Below are 16,946 nucleotides of genomic sequence, written 5' to 3'. Positions count from 1 at the left end.
GATTAACGTACCTTCAGCGTTGCCAGGCCAATCAGCACCAGCATCAGCGAAATAATCCAGAAGCGCACGATGACGCGCGGCTCCGGCCAGCCTTTTAATTCATAGTGATGATGAATCGGCGCCATACGGAAAATGCGTTGACCGCGCAGCTTGAACGATCCCACCTGCAGAATCACCGACAGCGTTTCGACCACAAACACGCCGCCCATGATTAACAGCAAGAATTCCTGACGCAGCAGCACGGCGATGGTGCCGAGCGCGCCACCCAGCGCCAGAGAGCCGACATCGCCCATGAACACTTGCGCTGGATAGGTGTTGAACCACAAAAATCCGAGTCCGGCTCCGACAATCGCGGTGCAGACAATCACTAATTCGCCCGCGTGCCGTAAATAAGGAATGTGCAGATATTCGGCAAACTTGACGTTACCGGTCGCCCACGCCACCAGCGCAAAGCCTGCTGCCACGAACACCGTTGGCATAATGGCTAAGCCATCAAGGCCATCCGTTAAGTTAACCGCGTTGCCGGTACCGACAATCACGAAGTAGGCCAGCACCACGTAGAACAGGCCCAGCTGCGGCATCACGTCTTTAAAGAATGGCACCACCAGCTGCGTTGCAGGCGTATCTTTTCCGGCGATAAACAGCGCGAACGCAACCGCCAGCGAAATCACTGACATCCAGAAATATTTCCAGCGCGCGATCAGGCCTTTGGTGTCTTTGCGCACCACCTTACGATAGTCATCCACAAAGCCGATGATGCCAAAACCGACCAGCACCACCAGTACGCACCAGACGTACGGATTGGACGGATAGGCCCACATCAGTACCGAAATGGTGATGGAGGTGAGGATCATCACGCCGCCCATGGTTGGCGTGCCGCGCTTGCTGAAGTGTGACTCTGGACCGTCGTTACGCACCACCTGACCGATCTGCAGTTTCTGCAGCCAGGCAATCAGGCGCGGGCCCATCCACAGAGAAATGAACAAGGCGGTCAGCAGGCTGACAATGGCGCGAAACGTCAGATACGAGAAGACGTTAAAGCCGGAATAAAATGCGACCAAATGTTCGGCCAGCCAGACTAGCATGTTCCTTTCTCCTGTAAGCTCTGTACTACCTGCTCCATGGCGGCACTACGTGAACCTTTAACCAAAATAGTGATGTCCTGATGTTCGGACAGCAATGTGCGTAAACGTTCAGTCAGCGCGGCTTTCGTGGCGAAATGCTCGCCTTTACCGCTGCTTTCGCCAATCAGCTGGCTCAGCGTTCCGGTGCTAAGCACGCGATCGACACCGGCCGCTTTGGCCGCATCGCCGACCTGGCGATGACACAGTTCGGCTTCATCGCCCAGCTCCGCCATATCGCCCACCACCATCACGCGGTAGCCAGGCATATCGCCCAGCACCTGCGCGGCGGCAGTCATGGAACCGACGTTGGCATTGTAGCTGTCATCCAGCAGCAACTGATTTGCCGCCAGACGAATCGGGAACAGTCGACCAGGAACAGGCTGCAAGGTTTTAAGGCCAGCTTGAATCGCCGTTAGCGGCGCATCTACTGACAATGCCAGCGCTGCAGCGGCTAACGCATTCGCGATGTTATGACGGCCTGGCAGCGGCAGTTCCACGGCGGTATCACCGCGTGGCGTGTGCAGCGTAAATAGCGTGGCATCGGCACGCAGCACGATTTCACTGGCGCGGAACTCTGCATCAGCCATCGGCTGCGGCGAGAAGCGCCACAAAGTTTTGTCTACAAATTGTGATTGCCAGTTGGCCAGATCGTTGCTGTCAGCGTTAACGATCGCGGTGCCGTGTACCGGCAAGCCGCCAAAAATTTCGCCTTTGGCTTTCGCCACACCCGCCAGCGAACCAAAGCCTTCCAGATGGGCGGCAGCAAGGTTATTCACCAGCGCAGTTTCCGGACGCACCAGATCGGTGGTGTAGGCAATTTCACCCTGATGGTTGGCACCCAGTTCGATCACCGCATAAGCATGCTCTTTAGTGAGACGCAGCAGCGTCATCGGTACGCCGAAGTCGTTGTTCAGGTTGCCAGCGGTGTAAAGCGTTTCGCCACACTGGCGCAAAATCGCGGCGGTCATCTCTTTGACCGAGGTTTTGCCAGATGAACCGGTCAGCGCAACCACGCGAGCTTTCGCCTGTTGGCGTACCCACGCGGCGAGTTGCCCAAAAGCAATCCGCGTATCAGCCACAACCACTTGCGGGACAGAAACCGGCAGCAGTTGACTGACCAGCAGCGCCTGTGCGCCCTTAGTAATGGCATCGTTAGCGAAATCATGAGCATCAAAACGTTCGCCCACTAGCGCCACAAACAGGCTGCCGGCGGTAACTTTGCGAGTATCGGTGGTGACATCGGCAAGGGTTAAATCAGCGCCGTGCAGTTGACCGCCGCTGATTTCGGCCAGCGTATTGAGAGAAACGGGAATCATGCCATCACCCCCAACAAACGGGCGACGGTGTCGCGGTCGGAGTAATCCAAACGGCGGTTGCCAATGATTTGATAATCTTCGTGGCCTTTTCCGGCTACCAACACGATGTCATCGGCGCCGGCTTGCATCACGGCGTTGGTGACCGCCTGCGCACGACCGGAAACCACGCGTGCGCGGCCCGGATCGAGCAAGCCGGTGAGAATGTCATTCACAATCGCCATCGGCTCTTCGCTGCGTGGATTATCGTCGGTGATCACGACGATGTCGGAGAATTGCTCAGCAATCGCGCCCATTAGCGGACGTTTGCCTTTGTCACGATCGCCACCGCAGCCAAACACGCACCACAGCTGGCCTTTACAGTGCAGACGCGCCGCTTCCAGCGCTTTTTCCAGCGCATCCGGCGTGTGAGCGTAATCGACAACCACCGTAGGTTTGTCTGGCGCAGTGAATACTTCCATGCGACCACACACCGGCTGCAGCTGCGGTGCAGTGGCAACCAGCGCATCAAGCGGATAATCCAGCGCCAGCAGCGTACCCAGCGCCAGCAATAGGTTGCTCACGTTGAAAGCGCCCATCAGGCGGCTATCAAACTCGCCGTTGCCCCAGCTGGAGCTGAACTGAATATGCGCACCGCCGTCGTGATAATCCACCGCCGTAGCTTTCAGCCAGCGGCCATGACAGCCCGATTGCAGATTGTCTTCCATGGTGACCGCTACCGCATCCGGCAATTTTGCCAGCCAGCGACGCCCCACTTCATCATCAGCGTTGATGATGGCTTCAGCGACCTGATGCTCAGAGAACAGTAACCATTTAGCGGATTCATAACTCTGCATATCACCGTGATAATCGAGGTGATCGCGGCTCAGGTTAGTAAACACCGCGGCCGCAAACGGCAAGGCGGCAACGCGATGCTGCACCAAACCGTGTGAGGAGACTTCCATTGCCGTTAGGGTTGCGCCCTGCCCGACTAAATCATTCAGCACATGCTGCACATCCACCGCAGAACCGGTGGTGTTTTCGGTTGCCACCAGTTGACCGTAAAGGCCATTGCCTACCGTGCCCATCACTGCGCCGGTTTCACCGAGCAGATTGGCCCACTGCGCCATCAATTGCGTGGTGGTGGTTTTGCCGTTGGTGCCAGTAACACCAATCAATTTCAGTTTGCTTGCAGGCTGCTGATAAAAGCGTCCGGCCAGTGCAGAGAGACGCTGCTGCAACTGCGCCAGATAGATAACCGGGACGCCATGCATCTCGCGGATATCTCCATCGCTGGCTTCGCCTTCGGCTTCGGCAATCACTGCCGCTACGCCTTGTGCAATAGCCTGCGGAATAAAACGACGTCCATCAGCATGATGGCCCGCCACGGCGATAAACAGATCGCCAGAAGCCGCCGCGCGGCTATCTAGTGTCATGTCACGGAGTGGACGCGCCGGCGCACCCGGCACCCACGGGGCCAGTAAGTCGCGCAGGTTACGATCTGTCACTTGATTCCTCACTTCTATTCTTCACCAACTCGTTCTTATCAACTGTTGGCAGCGCATCAGGTTCGATATTCATGGTACGCAATACGCCGCCCATGATGGCGCCAAACACCGGTGCTGAAACCGCACCACCATAATATTTACCGGCCTGGGGATCGTTGATCACCACCACCAGCGCAAAACGAGGACGGCTGGCAGGCGCAACGCCTGCGGTATAAGCAATGTATTTGTTGACGTAACGTCCATCCGGTCCAACTTTCTTGGCGGTACCGGTTTTGATGGCAATGCGATAGCCCTTGATGGCGGCTTTCACCCCACCACCGCCAGGCAACGCAACGCTTTCCATCATGTGCATCACCGTTTTCACCAGGTCTTCCTGGAAAACGCGTTCACCCGCCACTGGCGGGTCAACTTTGGTGATCGACAGCGGGCGATTGATGCCGTAGCTGCCAATGGTTGCGTAGACTCGCGCTAACTGTAACGGCGTTACCATTAGCCCGTAGCCGAAAGAGAAGGTGGCCCTCTCTATGTCAGACCACCGTTGTTTTTGAGGGTATAAGCCACTACTTTCCCCGACCAGCCCCAAATTGGTCGGTTTACCCAGTCCAAAGCGCGCGTAAGTATCTACAAGTGCTGAGGAGGGCATCGCTAACGCCAAACGTGAAACCCCGACGTTACTCGACTTCTGTAAAACCCCGGTAAGGGTCAATTCGTTGTAGCGCGCCACGTCTTTGATCTCATGACCATTGACGCGGTACGGCACGGTATTCAGTACGCTGTTCTCTTTCACCACACCGCGCTGCAAAGCCGTCATCACCACCATCGGTTTCACGGTGGAACCTGGCTCGAAGATGTCGGTAATAGCGCGGTTACGCATCACGTCTTTCGGCGTGTTGCTGAGATTATTCGGGTTGTAAGCGGGGCTGTTCGCCATCGCCAGCACTTCGCCGGTGTTTACATCCACCAGCACCGCGGTGCCTGATTCGGCTTTATTAAACGCCACGGCATTATTCAGTTCGCGGTACACCAGCGCCTGCAGACGTTCATCAATGCTTAGCGTCAGGTTATGCGCGGCGCGGCTGTCTACCGAGGAGATATCTTCAATGACGCGGCCGTTGCGGTCTTTACGCACCGTACGTTCACCCGGTGCGCCAGTCAGCCATTTGTCGAAGCTCTTTTCGATGCCTTCAATGCCCTGGCCATCAATGTTGGTGAAACCAATCAGGTGCGCGGTCACCTGGCCCGCCGGATAGTAGCGGCGCGACTCTTCACGCAGATAGATGCCCGGCAGCTTAAGCTTTTTCACATACTCGCCAATCGCTGGATTCACCTGGCGCGCCAGATAGACAAAGCGCCCTTTCGGGTTGGCATTGATACGTGCAGCAAGCTGATCGAGCGGGATCGATAACGCATCCGACAGCGCTTTCCAGCGACTATCCAGCGAGACGCCGCCGTGTTCGGTCAGCTCTTTCGGATCGGCCCAGATCGCATTCACCGGCACGCTCACCGCCAGCGGACGACCGGCACGATCGCTGATCATACCGCGCGAGGTTGGCACCGATTGCACGCGCAGCGAACGCAAATCGCCCTCTTTCACCAGCTTGTCAGGGTTGATCACCTGCAGCCACGCTACGCGCGACAGCAGTCCGCCCAGCGCCAGTAAAATGCACCCGCACAGTAACGCAAAGCGCCAGCTTACAAAGCTGGCCTTATCTTCTTGTTTTTTTAACTTCAGCGTTTTGCCTGCGCCACTCATTGAGTTCTGCGATTCCTTATTTCTGCACCACAATATTTTCCTGCGAAGGATCAACATGCTGCATTTGCAGTTTATCGGTTGCTATACGCTCTACGCGGCTGTGATCGCCAAGTGCGTTCTCTTCAAGAATCAGGTTGCGCCATTCGATATCAAGCGCATCACGCTCCAGCACCAGCTGTTCACGCTGCGCCGTTAACAGGCGCGTCTTATGCGTGGTGGTCACGACCATTACCGAGGACACCAGTACCGCGATCAACAGCAACAGCGGGATCTTGCCAAATCGCAGCAAGTCCCCACCAATGACACCGGGTAAGCTGTGGCGCTCGTTGCCAATCATAAGGCCGTTCGCTCCGCGATACGCAACACCGAACTGCGCGCACGTGGGTTTTCGTTCACTTCGGCTTCACCAGGAATCAGTTTGCCCAGCGTTTTAAGTTCACGGCCGCCTAAGGCTTTAAGCTGCGACTCCGTCATCGGAATGCCTGCTGGCACCTGAGGACCGCGGCTCTGATCGCGCATAAAACGCTTCACTAAGCGATCTTCCAGTGAGTGGAAGCTGATGATCGACAACCTGCCGCCTGGCGCGAGAACCGATAATGCCCCTTTCAGCGCGGTATCGATCTCGTCCAGCTCACTGTTGATCCAGATGCGAATCGCCTGGAAAGTACGCGTTGCCGGATGCTTAAATTTATCTTTGACGGGCATTGCGGCGGCAATCACCGTCGCCAGCTCTTTGGTGCGTGTCATCGGCTGGTCGCGGTTGCGTTCAACGATGGCGCGCGCAATACGTTTACCGAAACGCTCTTCACCGTAGGTCTTGATCACGAAAGCGATATCCGCCTCTTCCGCGCTCATCAGCCATTCGGCGGCCGATTGCCCGCGCGTTGGGTCCATGCGCATATCCAGCGGTCCATCACGCATAAAGGAGAAGCCGCGTTCAGCATCATCCAGTTGCGGAGAAGAGACGCCCAGATCGAGCAGAACGCCATCGATCTTGCCGGTCAGCCCGCGCTCTTCGACGTATTCCGCCAAAGCCGAAAACGGACCGTGGACGATCGAGAAACGTGGATCTTTTATCTCAGCGGCTGCGGCTATCGCTTGCGGATCGCGATCAATCGCTATCAGTTGCCCTTTCTCGCCAAGCTGCGAAAGGATTAAGCGCGAGTGACCGCCGCGACCAAAAGTGCCATCGATATAAATGCCGTCTTCCCTGATATTGAGGCCGTTTACCGCCTCATCCAGCAGCACTGTGGTGTGTTTGAAATTTTCCTGCATAGCTATAGCGACAAGTCCTGCAACCGCTCAGATAAAGGCTCCTGAGCCGACTGTTCTGTGTCAATATCATCCTTAACTTGTTGATACCAGGTCTGTTCATCCCACAGCTCAAACTTGTTGAACTGTCCAACCAGCATCACTTCTTTGGTCAGGCCGGCGTGTTGACGTAACGTGTTCGCCAACAACAAACGACCCGCATTATCCATCTGGCATTCACTGGCATGTCCCAACAGCAGCCGCTGTACGCGACGCTCGGCAGGATTCATGCTGGATAAGCGAGACAGCTTTTTCTCAATGATTTCCCATTCGGGCAGGGTATAAAGCAGCAGGCATGGCTGGTGGAGGTCAATGGTGCATACCATTTGCCCCTGAGACTCTGCGACAAGCAATTCACGATAGCGCGTTGGTACTGCTAATCGTCCTTTGCTGTCGAGATTGACTAACGTTGCTCCACGGAACATGCCAGCCTTATCCCTCACTCACCCGTTTTCACCACTTTATCCCACTTTTTACCACGAAACGAGTTTACGGAGCCGATGAAATCCTTGTCAAGCCGCAACGGCAAGTGAATATCACTATTTACATCGGGTGAAATTAATCAATGAGGGAATTAATCGACATGGATTCGCAAAATAAAAAATTAACCTGATGAATAATTGAATAAAAATTTCCGCACGATGATAAATGGCGAAAAATAAAGCGCTTTGACGCAAAAATATAATTGCCTCGCAATCTGCGACAGCGGCGGCATTTTAGGGGATTTCTGAAAGGAAGCCCAGCATCGTCGCGCCAGCTCAGCTACGCCTCGCTGATGAACATGTAAACAATTAAGAAAAGTCAGCAAGGTTAAATTGTTAGCTGGAGTGGCGATTATTTACGCTTATTTACGCCGGGAAGTTCTCAGGAAATATCTGCAGGTTAATTAATGCTGGGCAGCGAACTGCCCAGCATTTCATTTAGGGCGGCGGCTTAATTGTCCGCGGCGGAATAAATTACGGCGAATACGGGTTAAACCTGGCTTGGGTTTACGCGGTTCATCCAGCGAGGCTAAAACCAGTTCCAGCACGCGCTCAGCCACGTCGCGATGACGTTGCCCCACCGCCAGCACCGGGCACTCGAGGAAATCCAGCAATTCATGGTCGCCAAAAGTGGCGATCGCCAAATCGGTCGGCAGGCGACCATCACGCTTTAGCGTAATGTCCATTACGCCCTGCAGCAGCCCAAACGAAGTGGTGAACAGCGCCTCCGGCATCGGATGATCCTCAAGGTACTTCTCAAACAGCGTGGCAGCGGCGGCACGATCGAAACTGTTGCAGTAGATATAATCAATCGGCCGCTCATCATCTTTCCACGCATCGCGGAAGCCGAGTTCACGCAGGAAGCTGACCGACAACTCAGGCAGCGCGCCGAGGAACAGCACGTTTTTCACTGGTAGCTGACGCAATTCAGCCGCCAACGCTTGTGCGTCGTCCTGATCGGCACCCACTACGCTGGTAAAGTGTTCACGATCCAGCGCACGGTCCAGCGCGATAATCGGTAAAGGATCGTTGATCCAACGCTGATAGAACGGATGCTCTGGCGGCAGTGAAGTCGAAACGATGATGGCATCAACCTGGCGCTGCAATAGATGCTCGATGCAGCGCATTTCGTTGTCCGGCTGATCTTCTGAGCAGGCAATCAGCAGCTGATAGCCGCGCTGACGCGCCTGACGCTCCAGATAGTTCGCAATGCGCGTGTAACTGGTGTTTTCCAGATCGGGGATCACCAAGCCAATTGAACGTGTGCGTCCGGCGCGCAGCCCAGCCGCGACGGCATTGGGGTGATAGTTGTGTTCACGCACCACCGCCATCACTTTTTCGACGGTTTTTTCGCTGACACGATACTGCCGCGCTTTGCCATTAATTACATAGCTGGCGGTGGTGCGCGACACGCCTGCCAGGCGCGCAATTTCATCCAGTTTCACGGTGACACCTTAATTCTGATAAGCCAGCGCTGACGAAAATATCCGCAGAGTAGCTATGGGTAAAACATTTGTAACATCTAACCGCAGAAAACTACGCCGAGCAACCGCTTTTCTCTCGCATCCTGGTTAAGCGCATAAAATAAAAAAACCCGGCATTTCGCCGGGTTAGAATCAGATGAAATCGTTACTTTGGGTGATTAACGCATCACGCGATCGCCGCGCGACACACCCACGATTCCTGAGCGCGCCACTTCGACAATTTCTGCCACGTCACGCACGGTGTTAAGAAACGCATCGAGTTTATCGCTGGTGCCCGCCAGCTGAACCGTGTAAAGCGTTGGCGTCACATCGATAATCTGACCACGGAAAATTTCCGCGCTGCGCTTCACTTCTTCACGGCCGTAACCGCTGGCCTGGATTTTCACCAGCATAATCTCACGCTCAACGTAAGCGCCCTGACCCAGCTCGCTGACACGTAACACGTCCACCAACTTGTGTAGTTGCTTCTCGATCTGTTCCAGCACTTTCTCATCGCCGACCGTTTGAATCGTCATGCGTGACAAAGTCGGATCATCGGTTGGCGCGACAGTAAGGCTTTCGATGTTGTAACCACGTTGAGAGAACAGTCCCACTACGCGGGACAATGCGCCGGATTCGTTTTCCAGCAGAACCGATAAAATACGACGCATAATTAAGTCCTCTCCGTTTTGCTCAACCACATCTCATCCATCGAACCACCACGAATTTGCATCGGGTAAACGTGCTCGCTGCCGTCAATGTTTACATCGACAAACACCAGACGGCCTTTCGCCAGCGTATCCAGTGCTAGCTGCAGCTTCTCTTCCAGCTCCGCCGGATGCGCAATGGAAATGCCCACATGCCCATACGCTTCGGCCAGACGCACGAAGTCAGGCAGCGATTGCATGTAGGACTGCGAGTGGCGGCCCGAGTAAATCATGTCCTGCCACTGCTTAACCATGCCGAGGAAGCCGTTGTTGAGGTTCAATACCAGCACCGGTAAATCGTACTGCAACGCGGTCGACAGCTCCTGAATGTTCATCTGGATACTGCCATCGCCGGTCACGCAGATAACCGTCTCATCCGGCAGCGCCATCTTCACGCCTAACGCTGCAGGCAAGCCGAAGCCCATGGTGCCTAAGCCGCCGGAGTTGATCCAGCGACGCGGCTTGTCGAACTGGTAGTAAAGTGCGGCAAACATCTGATGCTGACCAACGTCAGACGTCACGTAAGCTTCGCCTTTGGTCAAACGACAGATGGTCTCGATGACTGCCTGCGGTTTGATTTTGTCGCTGGTACGATCGAATTCCAGGCACTTGCGACCGCGCCAGCCTTCTATGGTCTGCCACCAGTCGCGCAGGCTATCAAGTTCCTGCTTCGCATCGCTTTGCGCCAGCAGCTCTAACATCTGTGCCAGCGTCTGCTTCGCATCGCCAACGATTGGAATGTCGGCGCTGACCGTTTTGGAGATCGACGTCGGATCGACATCGATATGCATGATGGTGGCGTTCGGGCAGTACTTCGCCAGATTGTTGGTGGTGCGGTCGTCGAAGCGCACGCCAATACCGAAGATCAAATCGGCATTGTGCATGGTCATGTTGGCTTCGTAAGTGCCGTGCATCCCCAGCATGCCGACGCACTGGCGATGCGTGCCAGGGAACACGCCCAGCCCCATCAGCGAAGTCGTCACCGGAATATTCAGTTGCTCTGCCAGCTGCAGCAGTTCAGCTTCGCAGCCCGACATAATCGCCCCGCCGCCGGCGTAAATCACCGGCTTGTGTGCTGCCAGTAATGTTTGCAGCGCGCGCTTGATCTGTCCTTTATGGCCCTGAATGGTCGGATTGTATGAGCGCATGCTCACCGTTTCCGGCCAGACGTAGGGCAGTTTGTTGGCTGGATTGAGGATATCTTTAGGCAGGTCGATAACCACCGGTCCCGGACGACCGCTGGCTGCCAGCCAGAAGGCCTTTTTCAGCACGGTTGGGATCTCTTCGGCGTTTTTCACCAGGAAGCTGTGTTTCACCACCGGACGGGAGATGCCGACCATGTCGCACTCCTGGAACGCATCGTAACCAATCAGTGACGAAGGCACCTGACCCGACAGAATTACCATCGGGATCGAATCCATATAGGCGGTTGCAATACCGGTAATCGCGTTGGTGGCGCCCGGACCGGAAGTCACTAGCACCACGCCCACTTCACCGGTCGCACGCGCAAGGCCATCGGCCATATGCACCGCGCCTTGTTCATGACGGACTAATACGTGGTCAATACCACCTACCGTTTGCAGCGCATCGTAAATATCGAGCACCGCTCCGCCCGGATAACCGAATACCTGCTTAACGCCCTGATCGATTAACGAACGGACGACCATTTCGGCTCCTGACAACATCTCCATTTTCTGCCTCCAGGCTTGAGGGACTGAATCCACTGACGTTCGCGTCTCCCGCACGCCACTGCTATCCGGCCCCCGATCGCCAATTAAGATCAAAACCTTATGTTTATGCTCAGAAGGCGGCGCTCTATCCGCCTTCCAGGTACAGGGAATCTACTTGAGTTAATTATTTGAGAGTAGGTCGATTACCATAACCGCAGACAACCCGCCCTGCAAACGCCAGGACGCCACGTCGCGCCCGATCCGGCAATAAAGGCACTGATGCGTGATTATTGCCTGCGAGGATTAAACTAATGCTTCGTCATAACCACAGAGGAAAATGCTGGTTTAAAGATTATTTGCAGCGTGTTGTAAGAAATATGATTTTCATATTGCCAGACCACTCAGTCCACAATCTTTTGTGATAATTACTTTCTGGCGTGATTATCTATAAAACGGTCCGTTCACATCATATTCTTCTTAACAACAAGCCTAATCTTGTTTTATCAGCAATGCGCATTAGCGACTTAAGATGTTAATTATCAACAATTTAAAATAAATTCTATTTTCTAAACGATTTTTTAAGTGGATGGATTCACTTATTCTGTTGCTAATTAATGTCATTGCTCTGCGCAGCCGAAAAATCACAGCACATCGCCCTTCTTACCTCACAGAAATACCCTTGCACTTAAGGTTGACTTCACACGTCAATTCCAGTACCAATATGTGCAGCACTCAATTTACGAGGTTGGACTCATGTTTCATTCTTTTCGCCTACTCGGTCTACTACTAAACGCATCCAGTTTGCGCGGTAGACTCGTGGGCGGAATCAATAACTGATTCGAACCTGCAGAAGTTTAAGAAACCCGCGCCAATGCGCGGGTTTTTTTATGCTCGTAGCACCGGCAAAGTTAATGCATAAGGAAGATTACGATGAGCCAGCAAGTTATTATTTTCGATACCACTCTGCGTGATGGCGAACAGGCTTTACAGGCCAGCCTGAGTGTTAAAGAAAAACTGCAAATCGCTCTGGCGTTGGAACGTATGGGCGTGGATGTGATGGAAGTGGGCTTCCCCGTTTCCTCTCCAGGCGATTTTGAATCCGTACAAACCATCGCTCGTACCATTAAAAACAGCCGCGTCTGCGGACTGGCACGCTGCGTTGAGAAGGACATTGACGCCGCTTACGAATCACTGCGTGTGGCTGAAGCGTTCCGTATTCACACCTTCATCGCGACTTCGCCGATGCACATCGCCACCAAACTGCGCAGCACGCTGCCAGAAGTGATTGAACGCGCAGTGCACATGATCAAACGCGCCCGCAACTACACCGACGACGTTGAGTTTTCCTGTGAAGATGGCGGGCGTACGCCAATCGACGATTTGTGCCGCATGGTTGAAGCCGCGATCAATGCCGGTGCAACCACCATCAACATTCCGGACACCGTCGGCTACACTTTGCCAGGCGAATACGCCAACATCATTGGCCAACTGGTGGCACGCGTTCCAAATATCGATAAAGCCATCTTGTCGGTTCATACCCACGACGATTTGGGTATGGCGACCGGCAACGCCATCGCTGCGGTATTGGCCGGTGCGCGTCAGGTTGAAGGTACGCTGAACGGTTTAGGCGAGCGCGCCGGTAACTGTGCGCTTGAAGAAGTGATTATGGCGATCAAAACCCGCCAGCAGATCATGAACGTCCACACCAATATCAATCATCAGGAAATCTACCGCACCAGCCAAACCGTGAGCCAAATCTGCAACATGCCGATTCCAGCCAACAAAGCGGTGGTCGGTTCTAACGCCTTCGCCCACTCTTCCGGTATTCACCAGGATGGCGTGCTGAAGAACCGCGAAAACTACGAAATCCTGACGCCAGAATCTATCGGCCTGCACAAAATCCAGCTGAACCTGACTTCCCGTTCTGGCCGCGCTGCGGTGAAACACCGCATGGAAGAGATGGGTTACAAAGAGTCCGATTACAACCTCGACACGTTGTACGACGCCTTCCTGAAGCTGGCCGACAAGAAAGGTCAGGTGTTCGATTACGACCTGGAAGCGTTGGCCTTCATCAACAAGCAGAACGAAGAGCCGGAATATTTCGAGCTCAATGAATTCAACGTGCAGACCGGCTCCAGCGTAACCGCAACGGCCTCCGTGCAGTTGGGCTGCGGTGAAGAGACCAAAGCGGACGCCGCAACCGGTAACGGTCCGGTTGATGCGGTCTATCAGGCGATCAACCGCATCACCGGCTTTGAAGCCGAGCTGATTAACTACAAGCTGACGGCGAAAGGCCACGGCGAGAACGCGCTGGGTCAGGTCGATATCGTGGTCAACTACAACGGTCGTAAATTCCACGGCGTTGGCCTGGCGACCGATATCGTCGAATCATCGGCGAAAGCGATGGTGAACGCGTTGAACAATATTTGGCGTGCTAAGCAGGTGGAAAAAGAACTGCAGCGTAAATTTAAAGATCAGAAGGAAACGGTGTAACTATGTCTAAGTCTTCTCATATCGCGGTATTGCCAGGCGACGGAATTGGTCCGGAAGTGATGGCGCAGGCCATGAAAGTTCTCGATGCAATTCGTACGCGTTTCGACATGCGTATCACCACCAGCGAATATGATGTTGGCGGTATCGCCATCGATCGTCACGGTGAACCGCTGCCACCGGCTACCGTTGCCGGCGCAGAGCAGGCAGATGCAATTCTTTTTGGCTCGGTAGGTGGCCCGAAATGGGAACATCTGCCACCTGCGCAGCAACCTGAGCGCGGTGCGCTGTTGCCGCTGCGTAAGCACTTCAAGCTGTTCAGCAACCTGCGCCCTGCGGCACTGTATAAAGGTCTGGAAGCGTTCTGCCCGCTGCGTAGCGATATCGCCGGACGCGGTTTCGACATCCTGTGCGTGCGTGAACTGACCGGCGGCATCTACTTCGGTCAGCCGAAAGGCCGCGAAGGCAGCGGCCCGCACGAGCGCGCTTTCGATACTGAGGTTTATCATCGTTTCGAAATCGAGCGCATCGCGCGTATCGCGTTTGAATCCGCGCGTAAGCGTCGCAACATCGTCACCTCAATTGACAAAGCCAACGTTTTGCAGACTTCCGTCATGTGGCGCGAAATTGTGAACGAAGTGGCAAAAGATTATCCGGATGTGCAGTTGAGCCACATGTACATCGATAACGCCACCATGCAGCTGATTAAAGATCCATCACAGTTTGACGTGCTGCTGTGTTCTAACCTGTTTGGCGACATCCTGTCAGATGAATGCGCGATGATTACCGGTTCAATGGGCTTGCTGCCTTCCGCCAGCCTGAATGAAGAAGGTTTTGGCCTGTTTGAGCCAGCGGGCGGTTCCGCACCGGATATCGCCGGTCAGAACATCGCTAACCCGATTGCGCAGATTCTGTCGCTGTCACTGCTGTTGCGTTACAGCCTGAATGCGGATGAAGCCGCCGCAAGCATTGAACGCGCCGTGAGCCGTGCGCTGGAAGCAGGTTATCGCACCCGTGATTTGGCCGGTGACGGCAAAGCCGTGAGCACAGATGAGATGGGCAGCATCATTGCCGGTTTCATCGCCGAGGAAAAATAATAAAATGAAAAGCTTATATCAGAAGTTATTTGATGCACATGTCGTTAACGAAACCCCGAACGAAACGCCGTTACTCTATATCGATCGCCATCTGATCCATGAAGTGACGTCGCCGCAGGCCTTTGATGGTCTGCGTGCGCACGGGCGCAAAGTGCGTCAGCCGTCGAAAACCTTCGCCACCATGGATCACAACGTTTCGACGCAGACCAAAGACATCAATGCGTCTGGCGAGATGGCGCGTATTCAGATGCAAGAGCTGATGAAAAACTGTGCTGAGTTCGGCATTCAGCTGTATGACCTGAATCACCCATTCCAGGGCATCGTGCACGTCATTGGGCCAGAGCAAGGTATGACGTTGCCGGGCATGACCATCGTCTGCGGTGATTCCCACACCGCCACGCACGGCGCGTTTGGTTCGCTGGCATTCGGTATCGGTACTTCCGAAGTTGAGCACGTGTTTGCCACGCAAACCCTGAAACAGGGCCGCGCGAAGACCATGAAGATTGAAGTGCTGGGCGAAGCGGCGCCAGGCATTACCGCCAAAGACATTGTGTTGGCCATTATCGGTAAAACCGGCAGCGCTGGCGGTACCGGTCACGTTGTCGAATTCTGTGGCCCAGCGATCGAAGCGCTGAGCATGGAAGGCCGCATGACGCTGTGTAACATGGCGATTGAAATGGGCGCCAAAGCGGGCCTGGTCGCGCCAGACGACACCACTTTCAATTATCTGAAAGACAAGCAGTTCTCGCCGAAGGGCGAGCAGTGGGAACAAGCGGTCGCTTACTGGCGCACGCTGAAGTCTGACAGCGATGCCAAATTCGACAGCATCGTCACGCTGCACGCGGAAGATATCGCTCCGCAAGTGACCTGGGGCACCAATCCAGGCCAGGTAATGGCGGTAGATCAAGCGATTCCGAATCCACAATCCTTTGCCGATCCGGTTGAGCGCGCCTCAGCAGAGAAAGCGCTGGCTTACATGGATCTGCAGCCCGGCATCAAACTGACTGACGTGGCGATCGATAAAGTGTTTATCGGTTCCTGCACCAACTCACGTATTGAAGATTTGCGCGCCGCTGCTGCGATTGCCAAAGGCCGTAAAGTGGCGCCGGGCGTGGTGGCGATGGTGGTGCCAGGTTCGGGTCCGGTAAAAGCACAAGCCGAAGCCGAAGGTCTGGACAAAATCTTCCTCGAAGCCGGTTTTGAATGGCGTTTACCGGGTTGCTCCATGTGTCTGGCCATGAACAACGACCGCCTCAATCCAGGCGAACGTTGCGCATCAACCAGCAACCGTAACTTTGAAGGCCGTCAGGGCCGCGGTGGACGTACTCACCTGGTGAGCCCGGCAATGGCTGCTGCGGCTGCCGTAACCGGTCGCTTTGCCGACATTCGTGAATTGACTCAGGGAGCGTAAGCCATGGCGAACAAATTTACTCAACACACCGGCATTGTGGCGCCATTGGATGCGGCCAACGTCGATACTGATGCCATTATTCCAAAGCAGTTCCTGCAGAAAGTGACGCGCACCGGTTTTGGCGCGCATCTGTTCCACGACTGGCGTTTTGAAGATGATGCGGGCACCGTGCCAACCGCCAGCTTTGTCCTGAACAAACCGGAGTTCAAAGGCACCAGCATTTTGCTGGCGCGTGAGAACTTTGGCTGTGGTTCATCACGTGAGCACGCACCCTGGGCGCTGACCGACTTCGGCTTCCATGTGGTGATTGCGCCAAGCTTCGCCGACATTTTCTACGGCAACAGCTTTAACAACCAGCTGCTGCCGGTGAAGCTGAGCGATGAAGAAGTGGATGAGATGTTCAAACTGGTTGCCGCGCAGCCGGGCATCACCTTCACCGTGGATCTGGAAGCGCAAACTGTAACCGCAGGCGATAAGACTTATAGCTTCGAAATCGACAGCTTCCGCCGTCACTGCATGATCAACGGCCTCGACAGCATTGGCCTGACGCTGCAACACGAAGCGTCTATCTCCAGCTACGAGACCAATCAGCCCGCGTTCTTACGCTGAGGCAACAAGGGCGACATCCTGTCGCCCTT

At 54.7% G+C, this 16,946-nt stretch carries 15 protein-coding genes; 5 read left to right on the top strand and 10 right to left on the bottom strand.

All coding sequences use genetic code 11. The annotated features are described in order from the left end of the window. Positions 1 to 2 precede the first annotated feature (2 nt). The 10 genes from mraY to ilvI form a co-directional block, all read right to left on the bottom strand. Positions 3 to 1,085: a phospho-N-acetylmuramoyl-pentapeptide-transferase gene (mraY, locus tag K5Y32_RS17240; RefSeq protein ID WP_007888613.1), complete on the bottom strand. Its 1,083-nt coding sequence runs from the start codon at positions 1,083 to 1,085 to the stop codon at positions 3 to 5. Continuing rightward, a complete protein-coding gene (gene murF / locus K5Y32_RS17235) occupies positions 1,079 to 2,440 on the bottom strand; it encodes a UDP-N-acetylmuramoyl-tripeptide--D-alanyl-D-alanine ligase (RefSeq protein WP_222185263.1) in 1,362 nt (453 codons plus the stop codon). The genes mraY and murF overlap by 7 nt, the downstream gene beginning before the upstream one ends. Then, the gene (gene murE, locus K5Y32_RS17230; protein ID WP_137385152.1) at positions 2,437 to 3,924 is read right to left on the bottom strand and encodes a UDP-N-acetylmuramoyl-L-alanyl-D-glutamate--2,6-diaminopimelate ligase; all 1,488 of its coding nucleotides are present in this window, start codon (positions 3,922 to 3,924) and stop codon (positions 2,437 to 2,439) included. The genes murF and murE overlap by 4 nt, the downstream gene beginning before the upstream one ends. Next, the gene (locus tag K5Y32_RS17225) at positions 3,911 to 5,677 is read right to left on the bottom strand and encodes a peptidoglycan glycosyltransferase FtsI (RefSeq protein WP_222185262.1); all 1,767 of its coding nucleotides are present in this window, start codon (positions 5,675 to 5,677) and stop codon (positions 3,911 to 3,913) included. Before K5Y32_RS17225 ends, murE begins: the two co-directional genes overlap by 14 nt. Before the next feature lie 16 nt (positions 5,678 to 5,693). Beyond that, positions 5,694 to 6,014 (bottom strand): cell division protein FtsL, encoded by a 321-nt coding sequence (gene ftsL / locus K5Y32_RS17220; protein ID WP_101762119.1) that lies wholly within the window; start codon positions 6,012 to 6,014, stop codon positions 5,694 to 5,696. Continuing rightward, complete coding sequence (rsmH, locus tag K5Y32_RS17215; protein ID WP_222185261.1) at positions 6,011 to 6,952, bottom strand: 16S rRNA (cytosine(1402)-N(4))-methyltransferase RsmH; 942 nt, start codon at positions 6,950 to 6,952, stop codon at positions 6,011 to 6,013. Before rsmH ends, ftsL begins: the two co-directional genes overlap by 4 nt. Before the next feature lie 2 nt (positions 6,953 to 6,954). Beyond that, on the bottom strand, positions 6,955 to 7,413 hold the full coding sequence (gene mraZ / locus K5Y32_RS17210; protein WP_007885013.1) for a division/cell wall cluster transcriptional repressor MraZ: 459 nt from the start codon (positions 7,411 to 7,413) through the stop codon (positions 6,955 to 6,957). Positions 7,414 to 7,904: 491 nt separating this feature from the next. Further along, complete coding sequence (gene cra, locus K5Y32_RS17205; RefSeq protein WP_176970712.1) at positions 7,905 to 8,915, bottom strand: catabolite repressor/activator; 1,011 nt, start codon at positions 8,913 to 8,915, stop codon at positions 7,905 to 7,907. 197 nt (positions 8,916 to 9,112) lie between these two features. Beyond that, on the bottom strand, positions 9,113 to 9,604 hold the full coding sequence (gene ilvN, locus K5Y32_RS17200) for an acetolactate synthase small subunit (RefSeq protein WP_008108620.1): 492 nt from the start codon (positions 9,602 to 9,604) through the stop codon (positions 9,113 to 9,115). Positions 9,605 to 9,606: 2 nt separating this feature from the next. Further along, positions 9,607 to 11,331: an acetolactate synthase 3 large subunit gene (gene ilvI, locus K5Y32_RS17195; RefSeq protein ID WP_137385150.1), complete on the bottom strand. Its 1,725-nt coding sequence runs from the start codon at positions 11,329 to 11,331 to the stop codon at positions 9,607 to 9,609. A gap of 732 nt (positions 11,332 to 12,063) precedes the next feature. On the opposite strand from ilvI, the gene leuL reads away from it, so the two are divergent. From leuL to leuD, 5 genes are all read left to right on the top strand, one after another. Then, positions 12,064 to 12,147: a leu operon leader peptide gene (gene leuL / locus K5Y32_RS25065; RefSeq protein ID WP_099686952.1), complete on the top strand. Its 84-nt coding sequence runs from the start codon at positions 12,064 to 12,066 to the stop codon at positions 12,145 to 12,147. Between the two features lie 93 nt (positions 12,148 to 12,240). Continuing rightward, positions 12,241 to 13,803, top strand: coding sequence for a 2-isopropylmalate synthase (leuA, locus tag K5Y32_RS17185; protein ID WP_101762123.1), 1,563 nt, complete (start codon positions 12,241 to 12,243; stop codon positions 13,801 to 13,803). A gap of 2 nt (positions 13,804 to 13,805) precedes the next feature. Further along, entirely contained in the window at positions 13,806 to 14,897 is a 1,092-nt protein-coding gene (gene leuB / locus K5Y32_RS17180) for a 3-isopropylmalate dehydrogenase (RefSeq protein WP_101762124.1), read from the top strand. A gap of 4 nt (positions 14,898 to 14,901) precedes the next feature. Further along, entirely contained in the window at positions 14,902 to 16,308 is a 1,407-nt protein-coding gene (gene leuC / locus K5Y32_RS17175) for a 3-isopropylmalate dehydratase large subunit (RefSeq protein ID WP_101762125.1), read from the top strand. Positions 16,309 to 16,311: 3 nt separating this feature from the next. Then, complete coding sequence (gene leuD / locus K5Y32_RS17170) at positions 16,312 to 16,917, top strand: 3-isopropylmalate dehydratase small subunit (protein ID WP_101762126.1); 606 nt, start codon at positions 16,312 to 16,314, stop codon at positions 16,915 to 16,917. Positions 16,918 to 16,946 lie beyond the last annotated feature (29 nt).

Source organism: Pantoea sp. DY-15 (assembly GCF_019795935.1).
Lineage (GTDB): Bacteria > Pseudomonadota > Gammaproteobacteria > Enterobacterales > Enterobacteriaceae > Pantoea > Pantoea leporis.
Note: the sequence above shows the minus strand (reverse complement) of the source record. Positions and strands in the feature narration are given on the sequence as shown.